Origin of the sequence: Pseudoalteromonas piratica, assembly GCF_000788395.1 — a bacterium.
Taxonomy (GTDB): Bacteria; Pseudomonadota; Gammaproteobacteria; order Enterobacterales; family Alteromonadaceae; genus Pseudoalteromonas; species Pseudoalteromonas piratica.
Genome location: NZ_CP009888.1, coordinates 2,920,147 through 2,940,200 on the forward strand (window position 1 = coordinate 2,920,147; position 20,054 = coordinate 2,940,200).

Below are 20,054 nucleotides of genomic sequence, written 5' to 3' on the forward strand. Positions count from 1 at the left end.
TAATGCTCGATAGTGGTTTTAGGGTAAAAGTTAACTTGGGTTAAATCAATAAATAAAAGCCAGTGCAAGCACTGGCTTTTTAAGTTTTATCTATTCGTGCCTAAGTGCACTTGATGGTTCCATATTAAGTGCGTTACGAACTGGTAGCACAACTGCAAGAACAATTACCAAGCTAATTAACACGGGTACACCGATATAAACAAGCATCGAGCCCTCAGCCATACTGCCTTGCTCTAACATTTTTACTAAAAGCACACCGGATGGAATACCTAAAACTAAGCCAGCCACTAGCTGTTTTATCGCTTGCATTAAGTAGTGGTTATACACGTTGCTGTTATCTGCACCAAGCGCGCGGCGAACACCAATTTCTTGCGTTTTTTGCACAATAGAGTTAGCCATAACACCGTAAATTCCACTAAATGCAATGACCATTGACGAGATAGCAAACAAAATGAAGATATTGGCAATAAAATTCATACCCGATAAGCGCCCCTCAATACCTGTTTGTAAATCAGTAATACTGTAAGGTGCAACATCAGCATCTAATTCAACCGCCGCTTTATTTAATAAGCTTACAGGGTTATGCGTTGCTGGGGCTGTTGAAACACTTTTAATTACCGCATTCATATTCAAACGAGGAAACTGCTGATAAGCCAAAAACATTGATGCTTTATCACTATTATGCTCAAAAGGTTGACCGAATATGACATTGTTTGTAACACCTACAATGGTGACTACTGCATTATCCATTTCCATTAATTTAATGCGCTTGCCAATTGGGTTTTCACCCGCTAAATGTTTTTCAGCAAAGTTTTTAGTAACAACCGCATTTAGGCTTGTTCCTGCTGCATCGCTGTTATTTAATAAGCGCCCTTCCAGTAATGTCATCTCCATTGCTGAAAAATAGTTATTCATAACAATGCTGACGTTAGAACCTGGGTAACTAGGGTTTTTACCATAATCTACTCCCTCAACCGAGATATTTTGAAAAATACCCCAGGTGTGAGGTAATGACTGACTAAAGGTAACAGTTTCAATTGCAGGGTTTGCAGTTAGCTTTTCTTCAAGTGATTGATAGTACTGTTTTGCTCTTGCAATGTTTTCTTTTCCGTAGCGTTCGCTTGGCAATGCAATTCGTGCTGCAACACGGTTATCAACCGCAACACCATAATCAGCGTCATTCATTTTGCTTACTAAATTAAGCATCGCCGCTGAAAGCATAATAAGCGCACACGATAAAGTGACTTCTAAACCAACAATTACTTTGCTAAGTAAACCCGCCGTTTTGCTTTGCGCACCGCGTGTACCGTCACGCAATACTGCGTTAATATCGGTTTTAGTCGCACGCCATGCTGGTAAGCCACCAGTAATGAGTACTGTGCTTAACACCGTTACCACAGTAATCAGCAAGCTTGTTTGAGTAAGCCCTGCTTGCCACCAAAATGGCGGTTCAATTGGCAGTGAATTTAAAAAGTAGTCAAACGTTAAATCTAACCCATAGCCTGCAATTAACACAGCTAAGCAACCAGAAAGCACACTAATAATTAAGCTTTCACACATTAATTGGCGAATAAGCACAGAGCGTGGTGCACCCAGCGCTGTACGAATGGCACTTTCTTTGTTGCGCTCAATAGCACTAGATAACAACAAGTTACCTACGTTTACACACGCTAAGATTAAAATAAACAACACCGCTAACGCCATAGCAAGTACCAGCGCATCACCGCCTTTACCAATTTTTTCCATTTGGAAAGTCCAAACAAAGCCAATTTTTGTAGAGTTTAGCTCTGGATACTGGCGTGCAAATTCCGCGAAAATTGTCTCCATTTCGCGATTTGCCTGCTGCTCAGAAACACCTTCTTTGAGTACACCGTAAACTGCTACGAAGTTAGAATCTTCTCGCGCAAGACCTTGGCTTTCAACTTTAAAAGGCATATACATTTGCGCAAAGTCTGGGAAGCGATAACCTGGCTCTGTTACTCCTACCACAGTGTGGTTTTTACCATCGATACGAACTTTTTGACCGACGATTGTTGGGTCTGACGCAAACATTTCACGCCATACTAAATCGCCTAACACTACCACACGTTCATTGCTTGTAGAATCTGCTTTAGTCAGTAAGCGCCCAAGCGCTGCTTTCGCCTCTGATACTTTAAAGAATTCTTCATTTACAAAGTGCGATGAATAGCGAATAGCACGGTCACTGGTTGAAACGGTTACTGTGTAAGTATCGTAAGCATCTAGAAACTCAAAGCTGGTTTGTTGATTTACAATATCGAGGTACTCTTGGTAACGCACCGACGTACCATCATACGCCACACCGTTTACTACCGTTGTCACTTTGCGTAAACGCTCGCCATTTTCAAGTGGAATAGTTCCGTTCAACGTGTTGAAAATAAAGCTGAACATATAAATGCATAAGCTTAAACCAATGGTCATAACAAAGGTGGTTAGCGCTGCAAAACGTGGGTTTTTAAGCATCCCTCGCACAGCATATAAAATATCGTCTAACATGGCATTTCTCCTTATGCGACTGCAACATGCGTTTCAGTATCGCCAACAATGCGACCATCAAATACTTCCACAATGCGTTCAGCACGTTTTGCACCACGGGGATCGTGAGTAACCATACAAATGGTGGTGCCCTCTGCATGTAATTTGTCTAGCAGCGCCATCACTAGTTCTGCATTTTTAGAATCAAGGTTACCGGTTGGTTCATCCGCAAGAATAATTGAAGGGTTGCCAACAATAGCACGTGCTACAGCAACACGTTGCTGCTGACCACCCGAAAGTTGCGCCGGGTAATGTTTTGCTCTGTGGCTCATATCAACTTTTTCTAGTGCCGCCAGCGCCATTTGCTTACGCTCTGCTTTACTTAAGTCTTTACGATAAGTTAGAGGCAAAGTAACGTTTTCTTCTACCGTTAAATCGCTAATCAGGTTAAACGACTGAAATACAAAACCGATTTCTTTATTGCGAATGTATGCGCGCTGTTTGTGGTCAAGCCCAGCGACCTGATGACCGTTTAATTCAAAACTGCCACCCGAACAGGTATCCAGTAAGCCTAAAATTGATAACAAGGTTGATTTACCACAACCTGAAGGGCCCGAAATTGATACATACTCACCTTGTTTAATATCTAAATTAATCTCGCTTAGGGCGTGAGTTTCAACTTCATCGGTAGCAAATACTTTTTTTAGGTTTGTTAGTTTAATTAGTGTATTCATGTAATTATTCCTTTAAAATTCGTTATTAATGTGGTTTTGGATTAGTTCAGCGCAACACGTGCATGACGTGAAAATTCGCTTTGCTCAGAGATGACCACCTGATCACCCACGGCTAATCCAGTTACAATTTCAATTTCGGTACTTGATGCTTTTCCGTAGGTCACCGCCACTTTTTCAGCGTAACGGCCATTTTCAACCAATTTAAAAGCACTTAGGGTGCGCTCAGCTTGTGAAAATGCTGGGCGGCGAACATATAAGGTGTTACTTTTTTTAGCGACTATGATGTCGCCATCAACAGAAAGATCGGGGCGCGCTTCTTGTGGTAATGGTGTTTCAAGCTCAACATCCACTTGCACTGTACCTTCTACAACTGCAGGGTCGATGCGTTTCACTGTGCCCATAATGGTGTTAAAGCGGGTATCAATCGCTACACTCTGGCCAAGCGCGATAGCGGATGCTTTAAGCTCTGGGATTTTTAATTCAGCAATTAAATCATCTTGCTTAGCAAATTTTGCAACATTACTACCAAGTGATACACGCTGGCCTAATTCAAGCGGCATGGCCTGTAATATACCCGAAACTGGCGCCACGACTTTTAGCGATGCAAGTTGAAATTCGGCACGCTCAATGGTTTTGTTTAACTTTTCCAAACGTGCTTGCTGTGCAGTGAGGTTCGCCTTTAAATTTTCGCCAAGCTGCATTTCACGACGTTTATCAATCGCAAGAGTTTCTTTTAACTGTGACACAGTCAATTTTGAATTTTCGTAATCAAGACGAGATACGGTTGCGTTGCCTTTTTTAATTAATAGCTCTTCTGCTTGCAGACGCATATTTGCTTTATCGTAGGCCATTTTGGTTTGTAGCAAACTTGCCTGCATATCAAGCAACTTAGTTTGTTGGCTTACTTTTAGTGCTGCTAGCTCAGCTTCAAGCGCCGTTCGCTCCCACTGTAGTTCTTCCACTTTTTGCTTAAGTTCTGGGTTAGCAAGCTCGACAATTAAGTCGCCTTGATTAACCGCTGCACCTGGCTTCATAAGAATTTTTTCGACTTTACCTTCAACATTACTGGCAACCCAGCGCACATCGTGTGGCGCCAACACTCCATGACCCGATACTTTGATTGTAAATTCGCCTGCTTTAACTTCTGCAGTTAGTAAGTTAGAACGCTTAACCGTCGCACTTGCAAAATCCACTTGCGCAACACCATAAACGGCGCCTGCAAAAAGTGCAGCTGCCATTGAAAATACTACTGCTTTCTTTTTGTAAAACGGTGTTTTTTTAGTTTTGATAATGTCCATTTTAAATGCCTAATCTGTTTGCATTGGTAATAGACCTATATCAAAGAGCGTGCCAAACAATAAAAATCAATACTAACAATAGGTTATAGTTAATTGACAATTTTAAGCTTTATATCACATCCCAATTTTGGGATGACGTTTAAAAAACTATATCCCAAAATTGGGATGTAGCTTTTTACTTAACTGGTTGTTTTTGCTTTGCGTTTATAACGGCGCTTAAACGGTTTTTGTTTTGGCTGGGGTAAATGATTAAATCCAGTGACCGGTGTTTTGCAAGCAAGTTCAATATGCCCTTTTAATTCATTAAGTAGTGGTGACATAAAACTAGTATAACTACCATGCTTTTCGGCAATTTGCGTTAATTGCGACTCCCAAAGCGCGGTCATATCGGGTTTTGTTAATTTATCAGGCAATACATTAATTAGAGCTTTACCGGTTTCGGTAGCTAATATATGTTTTCCTTGGCGCTGTAAAAAGCAGCGTTTAAATAGTAATTCAATAATGCCAGCGCGTGTGGCCTCAGTGCCTAGGCCATCTGTTTCACGCAAGATTTTTTTAATTTCAGCATCGTCTACATAGCGCGCAATACCGGTCATGGCACTCAATAAACTGGCATCGTTAAAATGTTGCGGCGGCTCTGTTTGCTTTTCAACTAAGCGCCCTTGTTGGCAGGTAAATAGTTGTCCTTTTGAAAGCGCAGGCAGAGTGACTTCATCTTTTAATTCGCTTTTTCCCATCAGTACTTTAAAGCCTAATTGGCTTTCACGCTTTGCCGTCGCTTTAAACTTACCGCCTGCAATTTCAACCAATACACTTGTATCGTGATAAATGTAATCGGGGTAAAACAATGCTAAATATTGGCGGCAAATAAGGCCATAAATTTTTTCTTCTTCAAAGCCTAAACTCGCACTTTTAAGCTTTTTACTGGTGGGAATAATAGCGTGGTGCGCCTCTACTTTTTTATCATTCCAACATTTATGTTTAATTGAGGTATCAGCGTTAGCAATTAACTCACTGGTTTGCCCTTTGTTATTTTCTATCGCACTAAGCACATGTGGCGCTTCAAAAAAGTGTTCTTTTGGTAAATAACGATTATCTGAACGTGGGTACGTAATCAACTTATGCTTTTCATATAAGCTTTGGCAAATATCCAACACTTTTTTGGCTGGCATTTTAAAGAGCTTTGCCGCATCAATCTGTAACGCAGATAAATTATAAGGTAATGGCGGCGCTTGCTTTTTGGTTTTTTCTTCAACAGATAACACTTGCCCTTGCTGCTCTGTAATACGGCTTATGACATTTTCACAGAGGCCCTTATGCAACACACGGCCATCTTCATCTTGGTAAGGTACGCATGCCTCACTTGGCAGCCATTTAGCTTGAAATTGCTCTCCTTTTTCTGTGATATTCTCAGCCATTACTTCATAAAACGGGCGACTGACGAAGTTTTCGATTTCTAAATCGCGACGAACCACTAAGCCTAAAATAGGTGTTTGCACCCGACCAACTGATAGCACTCCACTATAACCGCCCTGTTTACCTTTAATGGTATAAGCACGGGTTAAATTCATGCCGATTAACCAATCGGCACGCGAGCGCGCTAATGCAGAGACAGACAGCGGTATAAAATCACGATTTGATTTTAAATTATTCAAAGCTTTTTTAACGGCGTTTAAGTTAAGGTCGCTGATCAGCAAACGCTCGGTACTATCAAGTTTTGTTTTTGATACTTTTGCTTCACTAATTACCTCATCTACCAGCAATTGTCCTTCACGGTCAGGGTCGCCTGCATGGACAAGTTGGCTGGCTTGCTTAATTAGCTTCTTGAGTAAGGTAAGTTGTTTGCGAGTTTTAGCTTTGGCTTTTAATTGCCAAGTGTCAGGGGCGATAGGTAAATCAGCTAAATTCCATTTTTTGTAGCGCTCGTGATAGTCATCAGGTTCAGCAAGTTCCAGTAAATGGCCAATACACCACGACACTACATCACCATTGCCCACAATAATATGGCCATCCATTTTTTTATGAGGTTTTGGCAGTGCATCCGCAATAGCACGCCCTAAAGACGGTTTTTCTGCGATATAGAGTTTCAAATCAAAATAAACAACTGTATATAATTACAGTTAACTATATCGCATTACAGAATAAATGCTAATAAAGAATTAAGCGGTTTGTGGTTTTGCAAATAGTTTGTTTTTTAAATAAACAAAAATAGGTAGCCAGCAGAGTGCAACAATAGCTGTTTCAAATACTGGGTAAATAAACTGATAAGGTGCAAGTGAAAAATTAAAGCTATTAAAGCCCATATCCATTGCTCGGAATGCATTTAAGCCAATAATCGGAATACAAAAAAGCTGCCCAAGTACAGATTGACGCCAAGAAACTTTATCTTTTAAACCTAAATAAGCAATGGTCCCCATCCAAATTACATCATGCAAAAGCCATATAAAGTAACGATATAAATTGCCTGAGTCCCACTCAATTAAATAGGAGAAATAAAAATTAGCGAGTAAAAAGAAGGCTGCGGTTGTACCCGCAAACACAGCTCCTTGTTTTTGCTTTAATAAAACAAGAAGTACAAAAGAAGCTATTACTAGAAATGTGTGATAGCTGCCTAATGCTATAAGCAGCTCTTTAATAGACATCAATTAATGCTATTTTTTATCATTATCATCAGTACCACCACCAGTTCCACCGGTGCCTGGCATATAAGAAAATTTATCTACTGTTTTCATAATTATCTCCTTGTAGTTGTTTTGCCAAAAGGCACCTTACAAATTACTGAATATCCTAAAAAACACAAGTATTTTTTAATGAAAAATTATTTCTTTATATTACAAATAAGCGTCTAACCAAATGTATTAATGCATATTTTGTTTAAAAAATATCAAGTTTATTTAGAGGCGGTAAGCGAGGCTTCAATAGGAGGTGTTTGTTGATTTGCAAGAGCCCAAATACTATTTTTCTCACCTGAGTAAAAACGTTTTACACATTTTTGATGCGCTCTAAAGCAAATAAAGGCACACAAAAGCGCACAAAGCTCGATTATAACCTGTGATACTCCCCTTGCTGGCCAAATACTAAGCGATGGTAAAAATAGCGCAATAATAGATGTTAGTGGTATCAGTAAACACGCCACAATACTGACTTTAATTAAGCTTATCGCGGCTTTTGCTGCACCAACTGTAAAACTTAAAACAATCGCCCCTATAAAGCAGCTATAGTAAATCCACATGTAGGCATGGTTAATATTTAGGCTAGTCATGCTTAGCCATTTAGTGAGTGCAAAACAACTAATCACCCCAAGTAATGAGCCCAAACACACCCCTATGGTGAGTTTTGCCATAAATTGTACTGACTTCGTTTGTTTACCTTGCTTTTGCCTGCGCTTTTCAAGCCAAAGTAAGTTGCCAGTGTAGAACAAAAATGCCCCCGCAAGCCCCATCACAAAATACAACCAACGGCCAAAGTTACCACCATAACTGCCGAAATGCAGCGCAAAGTAAGTGCTTACAGCATTAACCCAAACACCTTGATCACCACTTGAGATACTGCTGGTTTGAATATTGAGGGTGTAAGGGTGCATAAAAATGAAATCGGTATTTGGCCCGCGCATTACTTCATTTTCGTTTACTAGTGAAATCGCCGCATTGGCACGCGCACCACTTAGCCCTGACAAACGAATTTCACTTACTTGATAACCGGGCGCATAAGCTGCGGCTGTTTCAAAATAATCTGACAGCGTTGGTAAATGGTCTAGTGTGTATACCTGTTTGTTAGGCGGATCACTTGGGAACAGTTCATTATCACCATACACTTGTGAGAGCCCTGCATAGAAGAAATCGTGAAAAGCAAAAACCACGGCGGTAAACGCAATAATGATATGAAATGGCAAACTGGCAATACCCACTAGATTATGGCTATCAAGCCAAAAACGATTGGCACCTTTTGCGCTACGAAGGGCAAAAAATGATTTAGTTAATGTGGGTAATAAGAAAATGACCCCAGACACTAACGCAATAAAATACAAAAGCGCAGCAAAACCCATAATAAACTCACCCAACATATGGTGCCCTGCCACTTCGCCTAAAATACCGCCAGTGCGATGCAACATATCAACCAAACCAGAGAGTTCATTTACGGTGGAATCATGAGTAATTATCTCACCCTTTTCATCAACTGTAGCGTGCACTGTTTGGTCATCAAGCCTCAACCCGCGGCCACCGCCTTGGGTGTACCAAGTAAAGGGTGATTGCGTATTATCAAAACTAATCACTAACTCTTTTTGTGCTTCAGGATAGTTGGCGAGCACTTTTGGTAATGCGGCTTCGATACTTGCTAAATCCGTATGTGGTAGCTGATAACTTGGTGGTGTTGCCCAATCATCAATTGCTGAGCGAAACATGGTAATACTGCCAGCAAAAAATCCAATAAACAAAAAAAGCCCTGCAACAATACCTGTCCAGGTGTGTACGTTTTGGTATGTCCTTAAAATATCGCTTTTGATTTTCATAGCGCACTCCTTAATGCCATCCAAACGCCATAAATTACTAAATTTGCAAAACCCAGTTTGAGCCATGCCTGCTTGCCACTTCTAAACAAGTAAACCAACGACAACACACACATCCAAATTGGCGCAACTAACCACATATTAAATTGTACTCGCCATAACGCACGCTCATTTGAAATAGCTTGATTAACATTGTCTGGACCAAACCACGCAAATAGTGCAACTAAGCCATAGCTCAGCAATAGGCCAAGAAAAATACCCGCTAAGGTTTTAGACCACCAATCAGCTTGCAATTTGATTTGTTGCTTACCTGCATAATCACTCATTTGTTTTTCCTTTAGTTAAATGGGCGAACGTGGGCAGAAAAATAATGCTTAACATAATCACCATTAGACTAATAAATATTGCTGCCGAAAGTGCAAATTTAAGTGCCATAGTGGTGATTGCCGCGATAATAAGCAGATAGGCAACAGGCCTTAATTGTTTAGGCCACGTTTTGGCAAACACCATTTGATGTTTATTAGAAAAATACAACAACGCGACTGCTAACAGCATTATTGCTATTGGCAGCACAGAAAAATAATCCATTTTTGCCCCTTCGAGTGTTGTGAATAAAAGATAAGCTGAAATTTACATGATAATCATTTGCATTTAGAATATCGTTTTTTAACTCTACTTTCAATCTCTTATAAAAAGGAATTACCCCAAATGCCTAACGATAAAACGATTGGTGATTTTAAACTACACACGCTTTCTTTACTTGTTTTAACTTCTTTGTACTCAACGGCTAGCAAAGCAGAAGATGATCAAACTCTCGAATCAATAGAAAAAATTATTGTGATCGGTGAAAAAGCGGATCGCACCTTAAAAGATACAGCTTCGAGTGTGTCAGTTATTGCAGAAGAAACATTGCGTTCATTACAACACATAACCATTAGCCAAGCGGTATCTGAAATTCCTAACGTGGTAACACTTACCGGCTCCGTACCGGATATTCGTGGTGTTTCAGGCAATGGCTCTGCAACTGGTTTTAACGGTGTTTCTGGTGGTGCTCGTGCGCGTGTTTCAACATTAATTGACGGTGTAGCTGAACCCTTTATGGCAGATTTAACAGGCGACAGTGGCATTTGGGATATTGAACAAATCGAGGTGTTTCGCGGACCGCAATCAACAAATAACGGTCGCAATAATTTAGGTGGTTTAATTTACATAAAAACCAAAGATCCAAGCTACAACTGGGAAGGTGCTGCAAGGTTAGGTTATCGTAATCAAAACCAATATGTTGATAGTTCAGTTATGGTATCGGGCCCGTTAATTGATGAGCAACTGGCATTTCGCTTTACTGGGCAACTGCTTAACGGTGACTCATTCGACAACAGTGTTATTTACGAGACACATGAACCAGGCTTTGATTTAAATGAATTAAAAACTACCCGAATAAAAGCAAAGTTGTTGTGGGAACCAGACGCTGTTAAGGATTTCTCAGCCTTAGTCACGGTTTCTGACAACCACGAAAAAGGTGATACAGGGCGTAAATATTATACCGCAAATAATCCATGGGATTATATTCCCACCGGTCAGCGTTACATGAATACTGATTCAACCACACTTAGTTTAAAACTAGACTATACGCTTTCAGACAGTATAGCCTTCGATTTATTAGTAGCAGGAATGGACTATCAATGGGGCTTTGACAGCTACGATGTGGACATTACAAATCAACAGAGCTTGACTGTTGATGAAGATAACTTAACCATTGATAGCAAAATGCGTTTTGGTCTAAATAATTCACAATTTTATGGTTTTGTTGGACTTGCCTATTTTGAACGTGAGCAAGATTATCAAAGTATTGGAGGCTCGATTTATCATGGTCATGACGAAAGTGAGTCTAAAGCGCTTTATGGTGAAGCAAGCTTTGTGTTTGCCAATGGTTTCACATTAATTGCCGGTGGTCGCGTTGAACGGGAGTCTCAATATCGAGATTTTGTTATGGATCAAGCGTCAGTGCTTGACCAAGCAAATACCATTACCTTACCTAAACTAGTTTTACAGTATGCAATTTCAAACAACACAACGGCAACAGTAAGTGCGCGCAAAGGGTATAATGGCGCTGGCGGTGCACTGGATTGGTATGCTGGTGAATATTACTACTACGATTCTGAATCAGTAAATACGTTTGAAGCGGGTGTACGTTCAAGCTTTAACAGTGGCAATATCAACCTAAGTGCAAACCTCTTCTATAACGACTATTCAGACTACCAAGCAACTGACTATAACCGTCGAATTTCTAATATTGATGCTGTTACAACATTTGGTTTTGAAGCAGAGGCAAGCGCGATGCTAACTCAAGACTTTAAAGTAAATGCAGGCCTTGGATTAATGCGCTCTGAAATTAAAGATTCCAGTCCTGAGTACGAACATATTAATGGCAATGAACTAAGCTCAGCGCCAGGTATTACTGCCAATTTAGGCGCAAGTTACTGGTTTACAGATGCACTTTCTGCACGTGCTTCGATCAATTATGTTGATGACTACTATGGAGAAATTACCAATAGCGAGGAACGTCTAGCAGGTAACTATAGCGTTGCGCGTGTTTCGCTTAATTATGAGTTAGATAATTGGCTGATTAATGCGTTTATTAACAACTTAACGGATAAACAAGCAACAACAGTGTATGAACCACCAGGTAGACGCTACCCTGATGGCTATGCTGCAATTATCGACCCACGTACTGTAGGAGGTTCGGTAACTTACCGCTTCTAATTTAGTTAACTATCTATCCAAAGTTAATATTAGCTAAGCAAAAGGCCTCATAGTAATGAGGCCTTTTTTATATCAACTGTGGTTTATGTTTACTGTAAATCGATTGGCGTCGACTCTTTAGCTTTACCTTGCATGATCGAAATCTCAACACGACGATTTCTACGCCGCGACTCATCATCCACATTTGGTTCAAGTGGCCGTGTATCAGCTCGACCAATCACCACCATGCGGCCTTTATCAAATGACGGTGCTTTTTGCATTTCAGTCGCCACTGCCACGGCTCGTTTTGCGGATAAATCCCAATTATTGGTATAAAGCTCATTACTTACTTGAAAATCATCAGTATGACCTGACACCGTAATTTCACCCGGTACATCGTTAAGTAATACCGCGATTTCTTGAATAATAGGTTTAAATTGCGGCTGCAAAAATGCGCTGCCTGATGGAAACGAACCGTTTTCACGAATACGGATAATAATTTGCTGACCCAGTGATTCGAGCTCAATTGCTCCATCGATAATTTGCTTTTCTAATTGTTGCGCAATTTTCTTTAATAGCTCATTGGTTTTTTCTTGTTGTGCTTCACTGGCAGTTTCTTTAGACGTACTAGATGATTCACCACCACGACGATTACCGCGCTGCTCTTGCCTACCACCGGCGCTGTCCTCTTCACCCGCTTGGAACTCCAACATTTGCTGCGTCATCTCAACGGTTTGCTGTTGAATAGTTTCGATTGGTGTGGGGTCCGGTTTACCTGGGCGAAACTCCATGGCGATTACACTAGTACCTTTAGGTATGTCTTTCACTTCTATTTTATTTTGTACACCAAAAGCGAATTTCATGGAGCCAGCAATTTGTTTAAACTTCAACACATCCATTTCTGAAAACGCTAATAACAGTACAAAGAAGCACATTAAAAGCGACATCAGATCAGCAAAGGTGCCCATCCACGCTGGTAGTCCGGGGGGCGGGCATTTACACTCTTCTGCTTCATCCGACATAGCTTATCCCTCTGTATCTACAGCACGTTTAGATTCAGCAAGGTAGTTTTTCAATATACCTTCAATTACTTTGGGGTTTTGACCATCTTGAATACCTAAAATCGCATCTAAAATAAGCTTTTGATTTAACGCTTCTTCATCTTTGCGGTTTTCAAGCTTTGCTTGAATAGGAATGGCAATTACGTTGGCAAGAAATGCACCATAAAGCGTTGTTAAAAGGGCTACCGCCATTGCTGGCCCAATTGCTTTTGGGTCATCCATGTTTGATAACATCGCAACCAGACCAATCAAGGTACCGATCATACCCATTGCAGGTGCAACATCACCCAGCGCTTTAAATAAACCTGCGCCGGCTTCGTGTCGCGTTGTGGTCAAGCTAATATCTTTTTGCAAAGTGGCACGAACTACATCGGCATCATGGCCATCCACCAACATATCAATGCCTTTGCGCATAAATTGATTTGGAATTTCGGCTTCTTCAAGGGCTAAGAACCCCCCTTTACGCGCTGCATCTGCAAGCTCAACTGATTTTTCGATTAATTCTTCTGGCGCTTCAATTTTGAACATAAAGGCTTTACCAGCCACTTTACCTATGCCAAAAAACTGCCCCATGGTGTAGTTGGAAAGTACAACAAACAATGAACCACAAAATACAATTAATACTGATGGCACATCGACAAACATGCCGAGATCACCACCCATGATCATTGCCATTACAATAAAACCTATTGCACCGACAATGCCTATAACCGTTGCTAAATCCACTTTGACTCCCAGTTGTAATGCTTATAAACCATGTTTGGGTTTTTAAATTTGAGGCTCAATATGCTTACTAAAACGTAAGATATCGTAACTATTATAATAATTTACTTTTATTTATCGGCAAGGGATATAAAAGTATTAGTGAAATTATTTTGCCTATTTAGCAAGTTAAATTGAATTAGCCGGTCAATAACCATAAAATTAGGCCTCTTTATGATAATTGCGTGACAGGTATCCCATGGCGAGCAAAAAACCAGAGAATTTAAGCTTTGAAGAAGCCATTTCTGAACTATCTAACATAGTAAATGAAATGGAACGCGGAGATTTGCCGCTAGAAACCGCACTAAAACATTTTGAACGCGGTATTGCATTAGCGTCAGCCTCTTCAAGTAAGCTTGAACAAGCGCAGCAAAAAGTGCAAATTTTAATGGGACAGAACGACACTGCCCAACTTGTCGATTTTAACCAGTAGGCTGTCATTTGAACTCTGTTGAATCCATTATTTCTACGTATTTGCCTCGTATCGAAAAAAACCTTACTGAACTAACCCCTGCAGCGCATTTAAGTGATGAGAGGTTAGTTGCTGCGTGTCGCTATAGTTTACTTAATGGTGGTAAACGTCTGCGCCCAATTTTGGTGTATTTGACCGGCGAATTATTTAACGCCCATCAAGACGACTTAAATCGCATCTCATCAGCCATTGAATGTATTCATAGCTATTCACTGGTACATGATGATTTGCCAGCAATGGACGATGATGAGTTACGCCGCGGCCGCCCTACCTGTCATATTGCGTTTGATGAAGCGACCGCGATTTTAGTGGGTGATGCACTGCAATGTTTAGCATTTGAAACAATTACCGAATGCGAATTTATCGGCACTTCAACCAATAATCAGCTTAAAATAGTTAACACTTTGGCCCATGCATCCGGTTTGGTTGGTATGTGTGGCGGTCAGGCGTTAGATATTGATGCAACGAACCGTGCTATTTCATTAGAACAATTAGAGCGTGTGCATAAACTAAAAACAGGGGCGTTGTTAAAATCAGCCATTACCATGGGCGCGCTGGCAGGCAATGCAACAAATACTGAGATTAGCGCATTAGCACGTTATGCTGAGTCAATTGGCTTAGCATTTCAGGTGCAAGACGACATTTTAGATATTGAAGGCGACACACAAACACTTGGTAAACCGCAGGGTTCAGACCTTGAAGCAAACAAAGCAACTTACCCCGCATTGCTTGGATTGCAAGGCGCCAAAGACAAAGCGCATGATCTTGTGAACCAAGCAATCGCCGCATTGTCAGAAATAGACGCCGATACAGGTCGACTCAAAGCCATTGCAGAATATATAATTGCTAGAGATCATTGATCCCTAGTGCGCCAAATAACTTACAATAATAAATTGGCGACGTATTTTTAGGATAGAATTTAAAACATCATGACTTTTGATAGTAGCAAGTATCCGTTATTAAGCTTAGCCAATACGCCGGAAGAACTGCGTGATATTCCGCAACAAAATTTGCCTGAGCTCAGTAACGAACTGAGAGATTACTTACTCAACTCTGTTTCTCAAAGCAGTGGCCATTTGGCTTCTGGCTTAGGAACGGTTGAATTAACGGTAGCTCTTCATTATGTGTATAACACGCCGTTTGACCGTTTAATTTGGGACGTAGGCCATCAGGCTTATCCTCATAAAATTCTAACAGGTCGTCGCGAACAAATGCACACCATCCGCCAAAAAGACGGTTTACACCCTTTCCCATTCCGTGAAGAGAGTGAATACGATACGTTTAGTGTTGGCCACTCAAGCACTTCTATTTCTGCTGCGCTCGGTATGGCATTAGCAGCTGAAAAAGAAGCTCAGAACCGTAAAGTTGTGGCTGTAATTGGCGACGGTGCAATGACTGCGGGCATGGCATTTGAAGCAATGAACCATGCAGGCGATTTGAACCCCGATATGTTGGTTATCTTAAACGATAACGAAATGTCGATTTCAGAAAATGTAGGTGCTCTCAATAACCACTTTGCGCGTATTCTTTCTGGCAGTTTTTATACGAATATTCGCGAAGGCGGTAAAAAGTTACTTTCGGGCATGCCCCCGGTAAAAGAACTTGCCAGCCGCATGGAAGAACACCTAAAAGGCATGGTGATACCAGGTACTTTCTTTGAAGAACTGGGCTTTAACTACATTGGTCCTATTGATGGTCACGACGTTGGTATGTTAACCGACACATTACGCAATATGCGTAATTTAAAAGGGCCACAGTTACTGCATGTTCGTACGCAAAAAGGTAAAGGGTACAAACCAGCCGAGGCCGATCCTATCGGTTATCATGGTGTACCAAAGTTTGACCCAAGTACAACCAGCTTACCGAAATCAAAACCAAGTGCACCGACATTTTCCAAAGTGTTTGGTGATTGGTTATGCGATATGGCAGCACAAGATCCTAAATTAATGGCTATTACCCCTGCCATGCGTGAAGGTTCTGGCATGGTTCGTTTTTCGAAAGAATTCCCAAGCCAATATTACGATGCAGCAATTGCCGAGCAACATGCAGTGACACTCGGTGCAGGTTTAGCCTGTGAAGGGTTAACACCTGTGGTAGCGATTTACTCAAGCTTTTTACAGCGTGGCTACGATCAGCTTATTCACGATGTAGCACTGCAAAACTTACCGGTAATGTTCGCTATTGACCGTGCAGGTCTCGTTGGTGCTGATGGTGAAACTCACCAAGGCGCTTACGACTTGAGCTTTATGCGCTGCGTTCCAAATATGGTGATAATGGCGCCAAGTGATTTAGATGAATGCCGTCAAATGCTTTATACCGGCCACCTTCATCAAGGACCAAGTGCCGTGCGTTACCCACGTGGTAGTGCAGGCGATATTTTACCAAATGCTGAAATGACCGCACTTGAAATTGGTAAAGCGAAAGTAATTCGCGAAGGTAAAGAAACCGCTATTTTAAGTTTTGGTACCTTGCTTGACGAAGCAAAGAAAGCGGCTGAAGAACTTGATGCAACGCTATTAGATATGCGCTTTGTTAAGCCACTTGATGGCGATGCAATTAAACACCTTGCTGCCACACACAAAACACTTGTCACCCTTGAAGATAACGCGTTAATGGGTGGTGCAGGTTCTGCAGTTAATGAGTTTATCATGGCTGAAAAGCTAACCATGCCGGTGCTTAATTTAGGTTTACCAGATGAGTTTATTAAACACGGTACGCAACAAGAAATGCATGCTGAACTTGGCTTAGATGCCAACGGTATTGCACAAAGTATCAAAGACTACATTTCTAAGTAGCCTCTCCTATTAGAGTTCAGGTTTCAGAAACTTTCTGAAATCTGAACTCTTAATCCTGACACTCATTTTAAATTTCTGAAATATGCAACTTAGCTTGTTCTGTTTCCAATAGCATTTCAAGTTGCATGGCAATACGCTCACTGTCTTCAAATTCAAATGCGTCGATATTCTCTGAAAAGCTAAAGTAAGCAACACTGCCTGGTTTTTTCGCCTTCGCTTTTTGCAGCGCAATATCTGCAATTTTAATGGAGGTTTCCCAGCTAATTATCTGCCCACCTAATAATGGCAATGGATAAAACGCCCAGCCTACTGAACCGGTCAATTTGGTTTTACGGCCATCAGGCATAACAAACTCTTGTTCTGCAAGTTGATGGCTAATGCTGCGTGCAAACTGATGCACAGCGCCTTTTTGCATATCCCTTAATAGAATAAGAAACTCATCGCCACTCCAGCGCACCACATAGTCAGCGCCTAACACTTGCTCTGTTAGCATTGAAGCAATTTGTTGCAGGCAGTTATCCCCGGCAAACGAACCAAACACATCATTTACATGGCTAAATTTATCCAAGTTTAAGATCAGTAGCGCCATACATTTACCCTGAATTTCAAGGCTTTCTCGGTTACTTTGGAAATGCTCAATATCTTTAGGCAATTGGTCAAACAAAAAGCGACGACTACGAAGGCCTGTCAATTCATCTGAGTGACTAACTAGTTTTAATCGATCATTCGCTTTATTAAGTTGTTCGTTCGCAGAAATCAGTGCTTGTGTGCGTGTTTCTACTAAACGTTCTAATTCTTCTTGTTTACGACGTTCTTGATTGCGGTAAAACAGAAACACAATATACAAAGCAAGGATAAATGACATCACAACAATAAGACGAAAAATCACTGTTTCATCAAATGCTTTTGGAATGATTAAGGTTTGTGAAATGGTATCTGCATTGGTCCATTCTTGACCCGGACGTTTAGCTTGTAGCTCAAAAACGAACTTACCCGCAGGTAGATTGGCATAGTTAGCCTCGCGGCTATTATTAGCTTCACGCCAGATGCCATCAAGCCCAACAAGCCTATATCGAAAGTCAATATTTGATGCTGTTTGGTAATTTATCGCGGTGTAGCCCAAGGTTAAGTTTCGCTCTTCAGTATTCAAAATAAGGGTATCAAGTTCAGGTACCGGGTAGACATTCTTATCGCCGCCGTTGTCAGCAGTAACGGTTTCAATAATGGGTCTGATGTCACTTTCATTAAACAAACGAATATTTGTTGGGATTTCAACTAAGCCAGATTTGCTCGGGTACCACAAGCTTGAATCAACACTGGCAATTGCACCTAACGCATTACCAGAACAACATTGGCTGGTTTTACCATCTAACTGCTTATTATATGGAGAAATGACTTGCTCTACTTGCAACGAATCGGCGCCATCATCAAATTGTTTGATTGGTAATCGATACACACCTTTACTAGTACTCACCCATAGATGTTGCAATGCATCATCAAAATATAAACTTAATATAGGGCCATAAGGTAAGCCACTTGACACATCTAACTGTCGCCATACGCGTTTATCATTGCGGTAAAAAAGCCCATTATTTTGTGTGGCAACAAACAGCTTGCTGTCAACCGGAAGAATAAAGCTAATATTTGATTCAGCTAGCGCACTGCCCATCGCTAGGCGTTCAATACCTCGCTCATTAAAAAAGTACGCGCCACGCGAAGTACCTAAATAACCGTTACCATTTTGCTGATTGATAAACGTGATGTATTTACTGTCTAGAAATGAGTTATAAACAAACGAACGTAACCCATTAAATGCTAATCGATACAGCCCTCTGTCGGTGGCAAGCCATAAGCCACCTTGCTCCGCAGTTTCAATTGCAAACACTGCAGTAGAACGCAGTGCCGCAGCATCAAGTTTGCGAAGTTCTTTATTGTCGTAAACAAAAGCACCGCGGTTTGTAGCAATAAATAAGCGCGAGCCTTGAAAGTGCAAATCATGTACTGTAAGCCCACCTAATTTTGCTGCTGCTATCTCAATATGAAACTTATCTTTATCATCGAGATAGCCGATGCCACTGTTTGTTGCTAGCCAAAGCTGGTCATCTTGACCAAATTTTAATGTGGTAACGGGCTGGTTTAACCCTTTACTATCGCGATGTCGTTTTACTTGGCTTGGACGCGCTTGCCACAAACCTTCGGTTAAACTTGCAAGCCAAATATTGTCATCTTGGTCTCGGAAAATATCAGAAAACCAGATTGTTTGTTCAAGATCTGACGGTTCAATCCACTGCCAAACACCGCTACTATCGCGATACAGCAAACGTCCCTTAGTGGATACCCAAAGCGAGCCATCCGAGTCATACATAAATTTATAAACAGTGGCATTATTTGCGTAAGGTAACGAGAAAGGTCTTAACTCTTGGTCAATATCTAAAAAGTAAGCACCCACTTCGGAAGCAATAAATAAGTCACCTTCAAGCCAAGCCATATCATACAGTACAGACTGCGCGAGGCGTTGCGGTAATGAAATTCGCTCCGTGATTTCAAACCGAATTTTACCTGTTCGGGCGTTTGCTAAGCTTTGTAAACGCAATAAAAAGCGATCGTTAATCAGCCAAATACCGTCAGGTGAAAGTGCCATTTTTCGTACTTCACCAATGAGTTTTACAAGGGCATTGCGCTTATTACTAAAATTATTATTAGTGTCACTCACGCCCAGCAATTGCGAAATTGTATTAAGTTTTTGATTGGAATAAAGGTAGAGGCTGTTTGATGCTATCCAAATACGGCCGTTATTATCTTGCGCAATATCACGGACTGGACCGTTTAAACTAAAGCGCTCAAAGCTCAATTCACTGGGACTAAATTTTACTAATCCATTGTCCGTGCCAATCCACAAGAAACCCTCATTATCGAGCAGTAAACTGTTTATTGCATTGCTAGGCAGGAAGTCGCTGTTATTAACATTAAAATTGGTAAAGCGATTACCGTCGAAACGGCTCAAACCAAACTGTGAGCCAATCCATAAATAGCCCTGCTGGTCTTGCACAATATTTTTAAGCGATTGGGATGCGAGTCCGTGCTGAATGTGCCACTGCTTCACCACATAATCATCTAATGATGCGTAAGCAAATTTGAAGGTACTTAAAAGTACAAAGGTCAATAACAGTATTAAGCGAAACAGCACGGT

The 20,054-nt window shown here is 41.0% G+C and carries 15 protein-coding genes; 4 read left to right on the forward strand and 11 right to left on the reverse strand.

The window, feature by feature from the left end; translation table 11 throughout:
* Positions 1 to 90 precede the first annotated feature (90 nt).
* The 8 genes from OM33_RS13485 to OM33_RS13520 form a co-directional block, all read right to left on the reverse strand.
* Positions 91 to 2,514: an ABC transporter permease gene (locus OM33_RS13485; protein WP_038642440.1), complete on the reverse strand. Its 2,424-nt coding sequence runs from the start codon at positions 2,512 to 2,514 to the stop codon at positions 91 to 93.
* 11 nt (positions 2,515 to 2,525) lie between these two features.
* The gene (locus OM33_RS13490; RefSeq protein ID WP_038642442.1) at positions 2,526 to 3,227 is read right to left on the reverse strand and encodes an ABC transporter ATP-binding protein; all 702 of its coding nucleotides are present in this window, start codon (positions 3,225 to 3,227) and stop codon (positions 2,526 to 2,528) included.
* A 41-nt stretch (positions 3,228 to 3,268) separates the two neighbouring features.
* The gene (locus OM33_RS13495; RefSeq protein WP_038642444.1) at positions 3,269 to 4,525 is read right to left on the reverse strand and encodes an efflux RND transporter periplasmic adaptor subunit; all 1,257 of its coding nucleotides are present in this window, start codon (positions 4,523 to 4,525) and stop codon (positions 3,269 to 3,271) included.
* A gap of 179 nt (positions 4,526 to 4,704) precedes the next feature.
* Positions 4,705 to 6,615 carry a DNA topoisomerase III gene (locus OM33_RS13500; RefSeq protein WP_038642446.1) on the reverse strand — a complete coding sequence of 637 codons (1,911 nt, stop codon included), beginning with the start codon at positions 6,613 to 6,615 and terminating at the stop codon, positions 4,705 to 4,707.
* Positions 6,616 to 6,684: 69 nt separating this feature from the next.
* Positions 6,685 to 7,167, reverse strand: coding sequence for a hypothetical protein (locus OM33_RS13505; protein ID WP_052141013.1), 483 nt, complete (start codon positions 7,165 to 7,167; stop codon positions 6,685 to 6,687).
* 248 nt (positions 7,168 to 7,415) lie between these two features.
* The gene (locus tag OM33_RS13510) at positions 7,416 to 9,035 is read right to left on the reverse strand and encodes a PepSY-associated TM helix domain-containing protein (protein WP_038642447.1); all 1,620 of its coding nucleotides are present in this window, start codon (positions 9,033 to 9,035) and stop codon (positions 7,416 to 7,418) included.
* The gene (locus OM33_RS13515; protein WP_038642448.1) at positions 9,032 to 9,358 is read right to left on the reverse strand and encodes a hypothetical protein; all 327 of its coding nucleotides are present in this window, start codon (positions 9,356 to 9,358) and stop codon (positions 9,032 to 9,034) included. Before OM33_RS13515 ends, OM33_RS13510 begins: the two co-directional genes overlap by 4 nt.
* Positions 9,351 to 9,620: a hypothetical protein gene (locus tag OM33_RS13520; protein ID WP_038642450.1), complete on the reverse strand. Its 270-nt coding sequence runs from the start codon at positions 9,618 to 9,620 to the stop codon at positions 9,351 to 9,353. The genes OM33_RS13515 and OM33_RS13520 overlap by 8 nt, the downstream gene beginning before the upstream one ends.
* Before the next feature lie 120 nt (positions 9,621 to 9,740).
* On the opposite strand from OM33_RS13520, the gene OM33_RS13525 reads away from it, so the two are divergent.
* Positions 9,741 to 11,795, forward strand: a complete 2,055-nt coding sequence (locus OM33_RS13525) for a TonB-dependent receptor (protein WP_038642451.1) — start codon at positions 9,741 to 9,743, stop codon at positions 11,793 to 11,795.
* 89 nt (positions 11,796 to 11,884) lie between these two features.
* On the opposite strand, the gene OM33_RS13530 is transcribed toward OM33_RS13525, so the two are convergent.
* Both OM33_RS13530 and pomA read right to left on the reverse strand, forming a co-directional pair.
* Entirely contained in the window at positions 11,885 to 12,796 is a 912-nt protein-coding gene (locus OM33_RS13530; protein ID WP_038642452.1) for a flagellar motor protein MotB, read from the reverse strand.
* Positions 12,797 to 12,799: 3 nt separating this feature from the next.
* Positions 12,800 to 13,561: a flagellar motor protein PomA gene (pomA, locus tag OM33_RS13535; protein WP_038642453.1), complete on the reverse strand. Its 762-nt coding sequence runs from the start codon at positions 13,559 to 13,561 to the stop codon at positions 12,800 to 12,802.
* A 235-nt stretch (positions 13,562 to 13,796) separates the two neighbouring features.
* On the opposite strand from pomA, the gene xseB reads away from it, so the two are divergent.
* From xseB to dxs, 3 genes are all read left to right on the forward strand, one after another.
* A complete protein-coding gene (gene xseB / locus OM33_RS13540; protein WP_038642454.1) occupies positions 13,797 to 14,030 on the forward strand; it encodes an exodeoxyribonuclease VII small subunit in 234 nt (77 codons plus the stop codon).
* Between the two features lie 41 nt (positions 14,031 to 14,071).
* A complete protein-coding gene (ispA, locus tag OM33_RS13545) occupies positions 14,072 to 14,929 on the forward strand; it encodes a (2E,6E)-farnesyl diphosphate synthase (RefSeq protein WP_234402740.1) in 858 nt (285 codons plus the stop codon).
* A gap of 69 nt (positions 14,930 to 14,998) precedes the next feature.
* Positions 14,999 to 16,864, forward strand: a complete 1,866-nt coding sequence (gene dxs / locus OM33_RS13550) for a 1-deoxy-D-xylulose-5-phosphate synthase (RefSeq protein WP_038642456.1) — start codon at positions 14,999 to 15,001, stop codon at positions 16,862 to 16,864.
* A gap of 67 nt (positions 16,865 to 16,931) precedes the next feature.
* On the opposite strand, the gene OM33_RS13555 is transcribed toward dxs, so the two are convergent.
* Positions 16,932 to 20,051: a diguanylate cyclase domain-containing protein gene (locus OM33_RS13555; protein WP_407681040.1), complete on the reverse strand. Its 3,120-nt coding sequence runs from the start codon at positions 20,049 to 20,051 to the stop codon at positions 16,932 to 16,934.
* Between the last annotated feature and the right edge of the window lie 3 nt (positions 20,052 to 20,054).

Coding starts and splice junctions, on each gene's coding strand:
- OM33_RS13505 (WP_052141013.1), bottom strand. CDS start 7,167: ATGTCTATTAAAGAGCTGCTTATAGCATTAGGCAGCTATCACACATTT.
- dxs (WP_038642456.1), top strand. CDS start 14,999: ATGACTTTTGATAGTAGCAAGTATCCGTTATTAAGCTTAGCCAATACG.
- OM33_RS13485 (WP_038642440.1), bottom strand. CDS start 2,514: ATGTTAGACGATATTTTATATGCTGTGCGAGGGATGCTTAAAAACCCA.
- OM33_RS13525 (WP_038642451.1), top strand. CDS start 9,741: ATGCCTAACGATAAAACGATTGGTGATTTTAAACTACACACGCTTTCT.
- xseB (WP_038642454.1), top strand. CDS start 13,797: ATGGCGAGCAAAAAACCAGAGAATTTAAGCTTTGAAGAAGCCATTTCT.
- OM33_RS13530 (WP_038642452.1), bottom strand. CDS start 12,796: ATGTCGGATGAAGCAGAAGAGTGTAAATGCCCGCCCCCCGGACTACCA.
- OM33_RS13515 (WP_038642448.1), bottom strand. CDS start 9,358: ATGAGTGATTATGCAGGTAAGCAACAAATCAAATTGCAAGCTGATTGG.
- OM33_RS13510 (WP_038642447.1), bottom strand. CDS start 9,035: ATGAAAATCAAAAGCGATATTTTAAGGACATACCAAAACGTACACACC.
- OM33_RS13490 (WP_038642442.1), bottom strand. CDS start 3,227: ATGAATACACTAATTAAACTAACAAACCTAAAAAAAGTATTTGCTACC.
- OM33_RS13520 (WP_038642450.1), bottom strand. CDS start 9,620: ATGGATTATTTTTCTGTGCTGCCAATAGCAATAATGCTGTTAGCAGTC.
- OM33_RS13495 (WP_038642444.1), bottom strand. CDS start 4,525: ATGGACATTATCAAAACTAAAAAAACACCGTTTTACAAAAAGAAAGCA.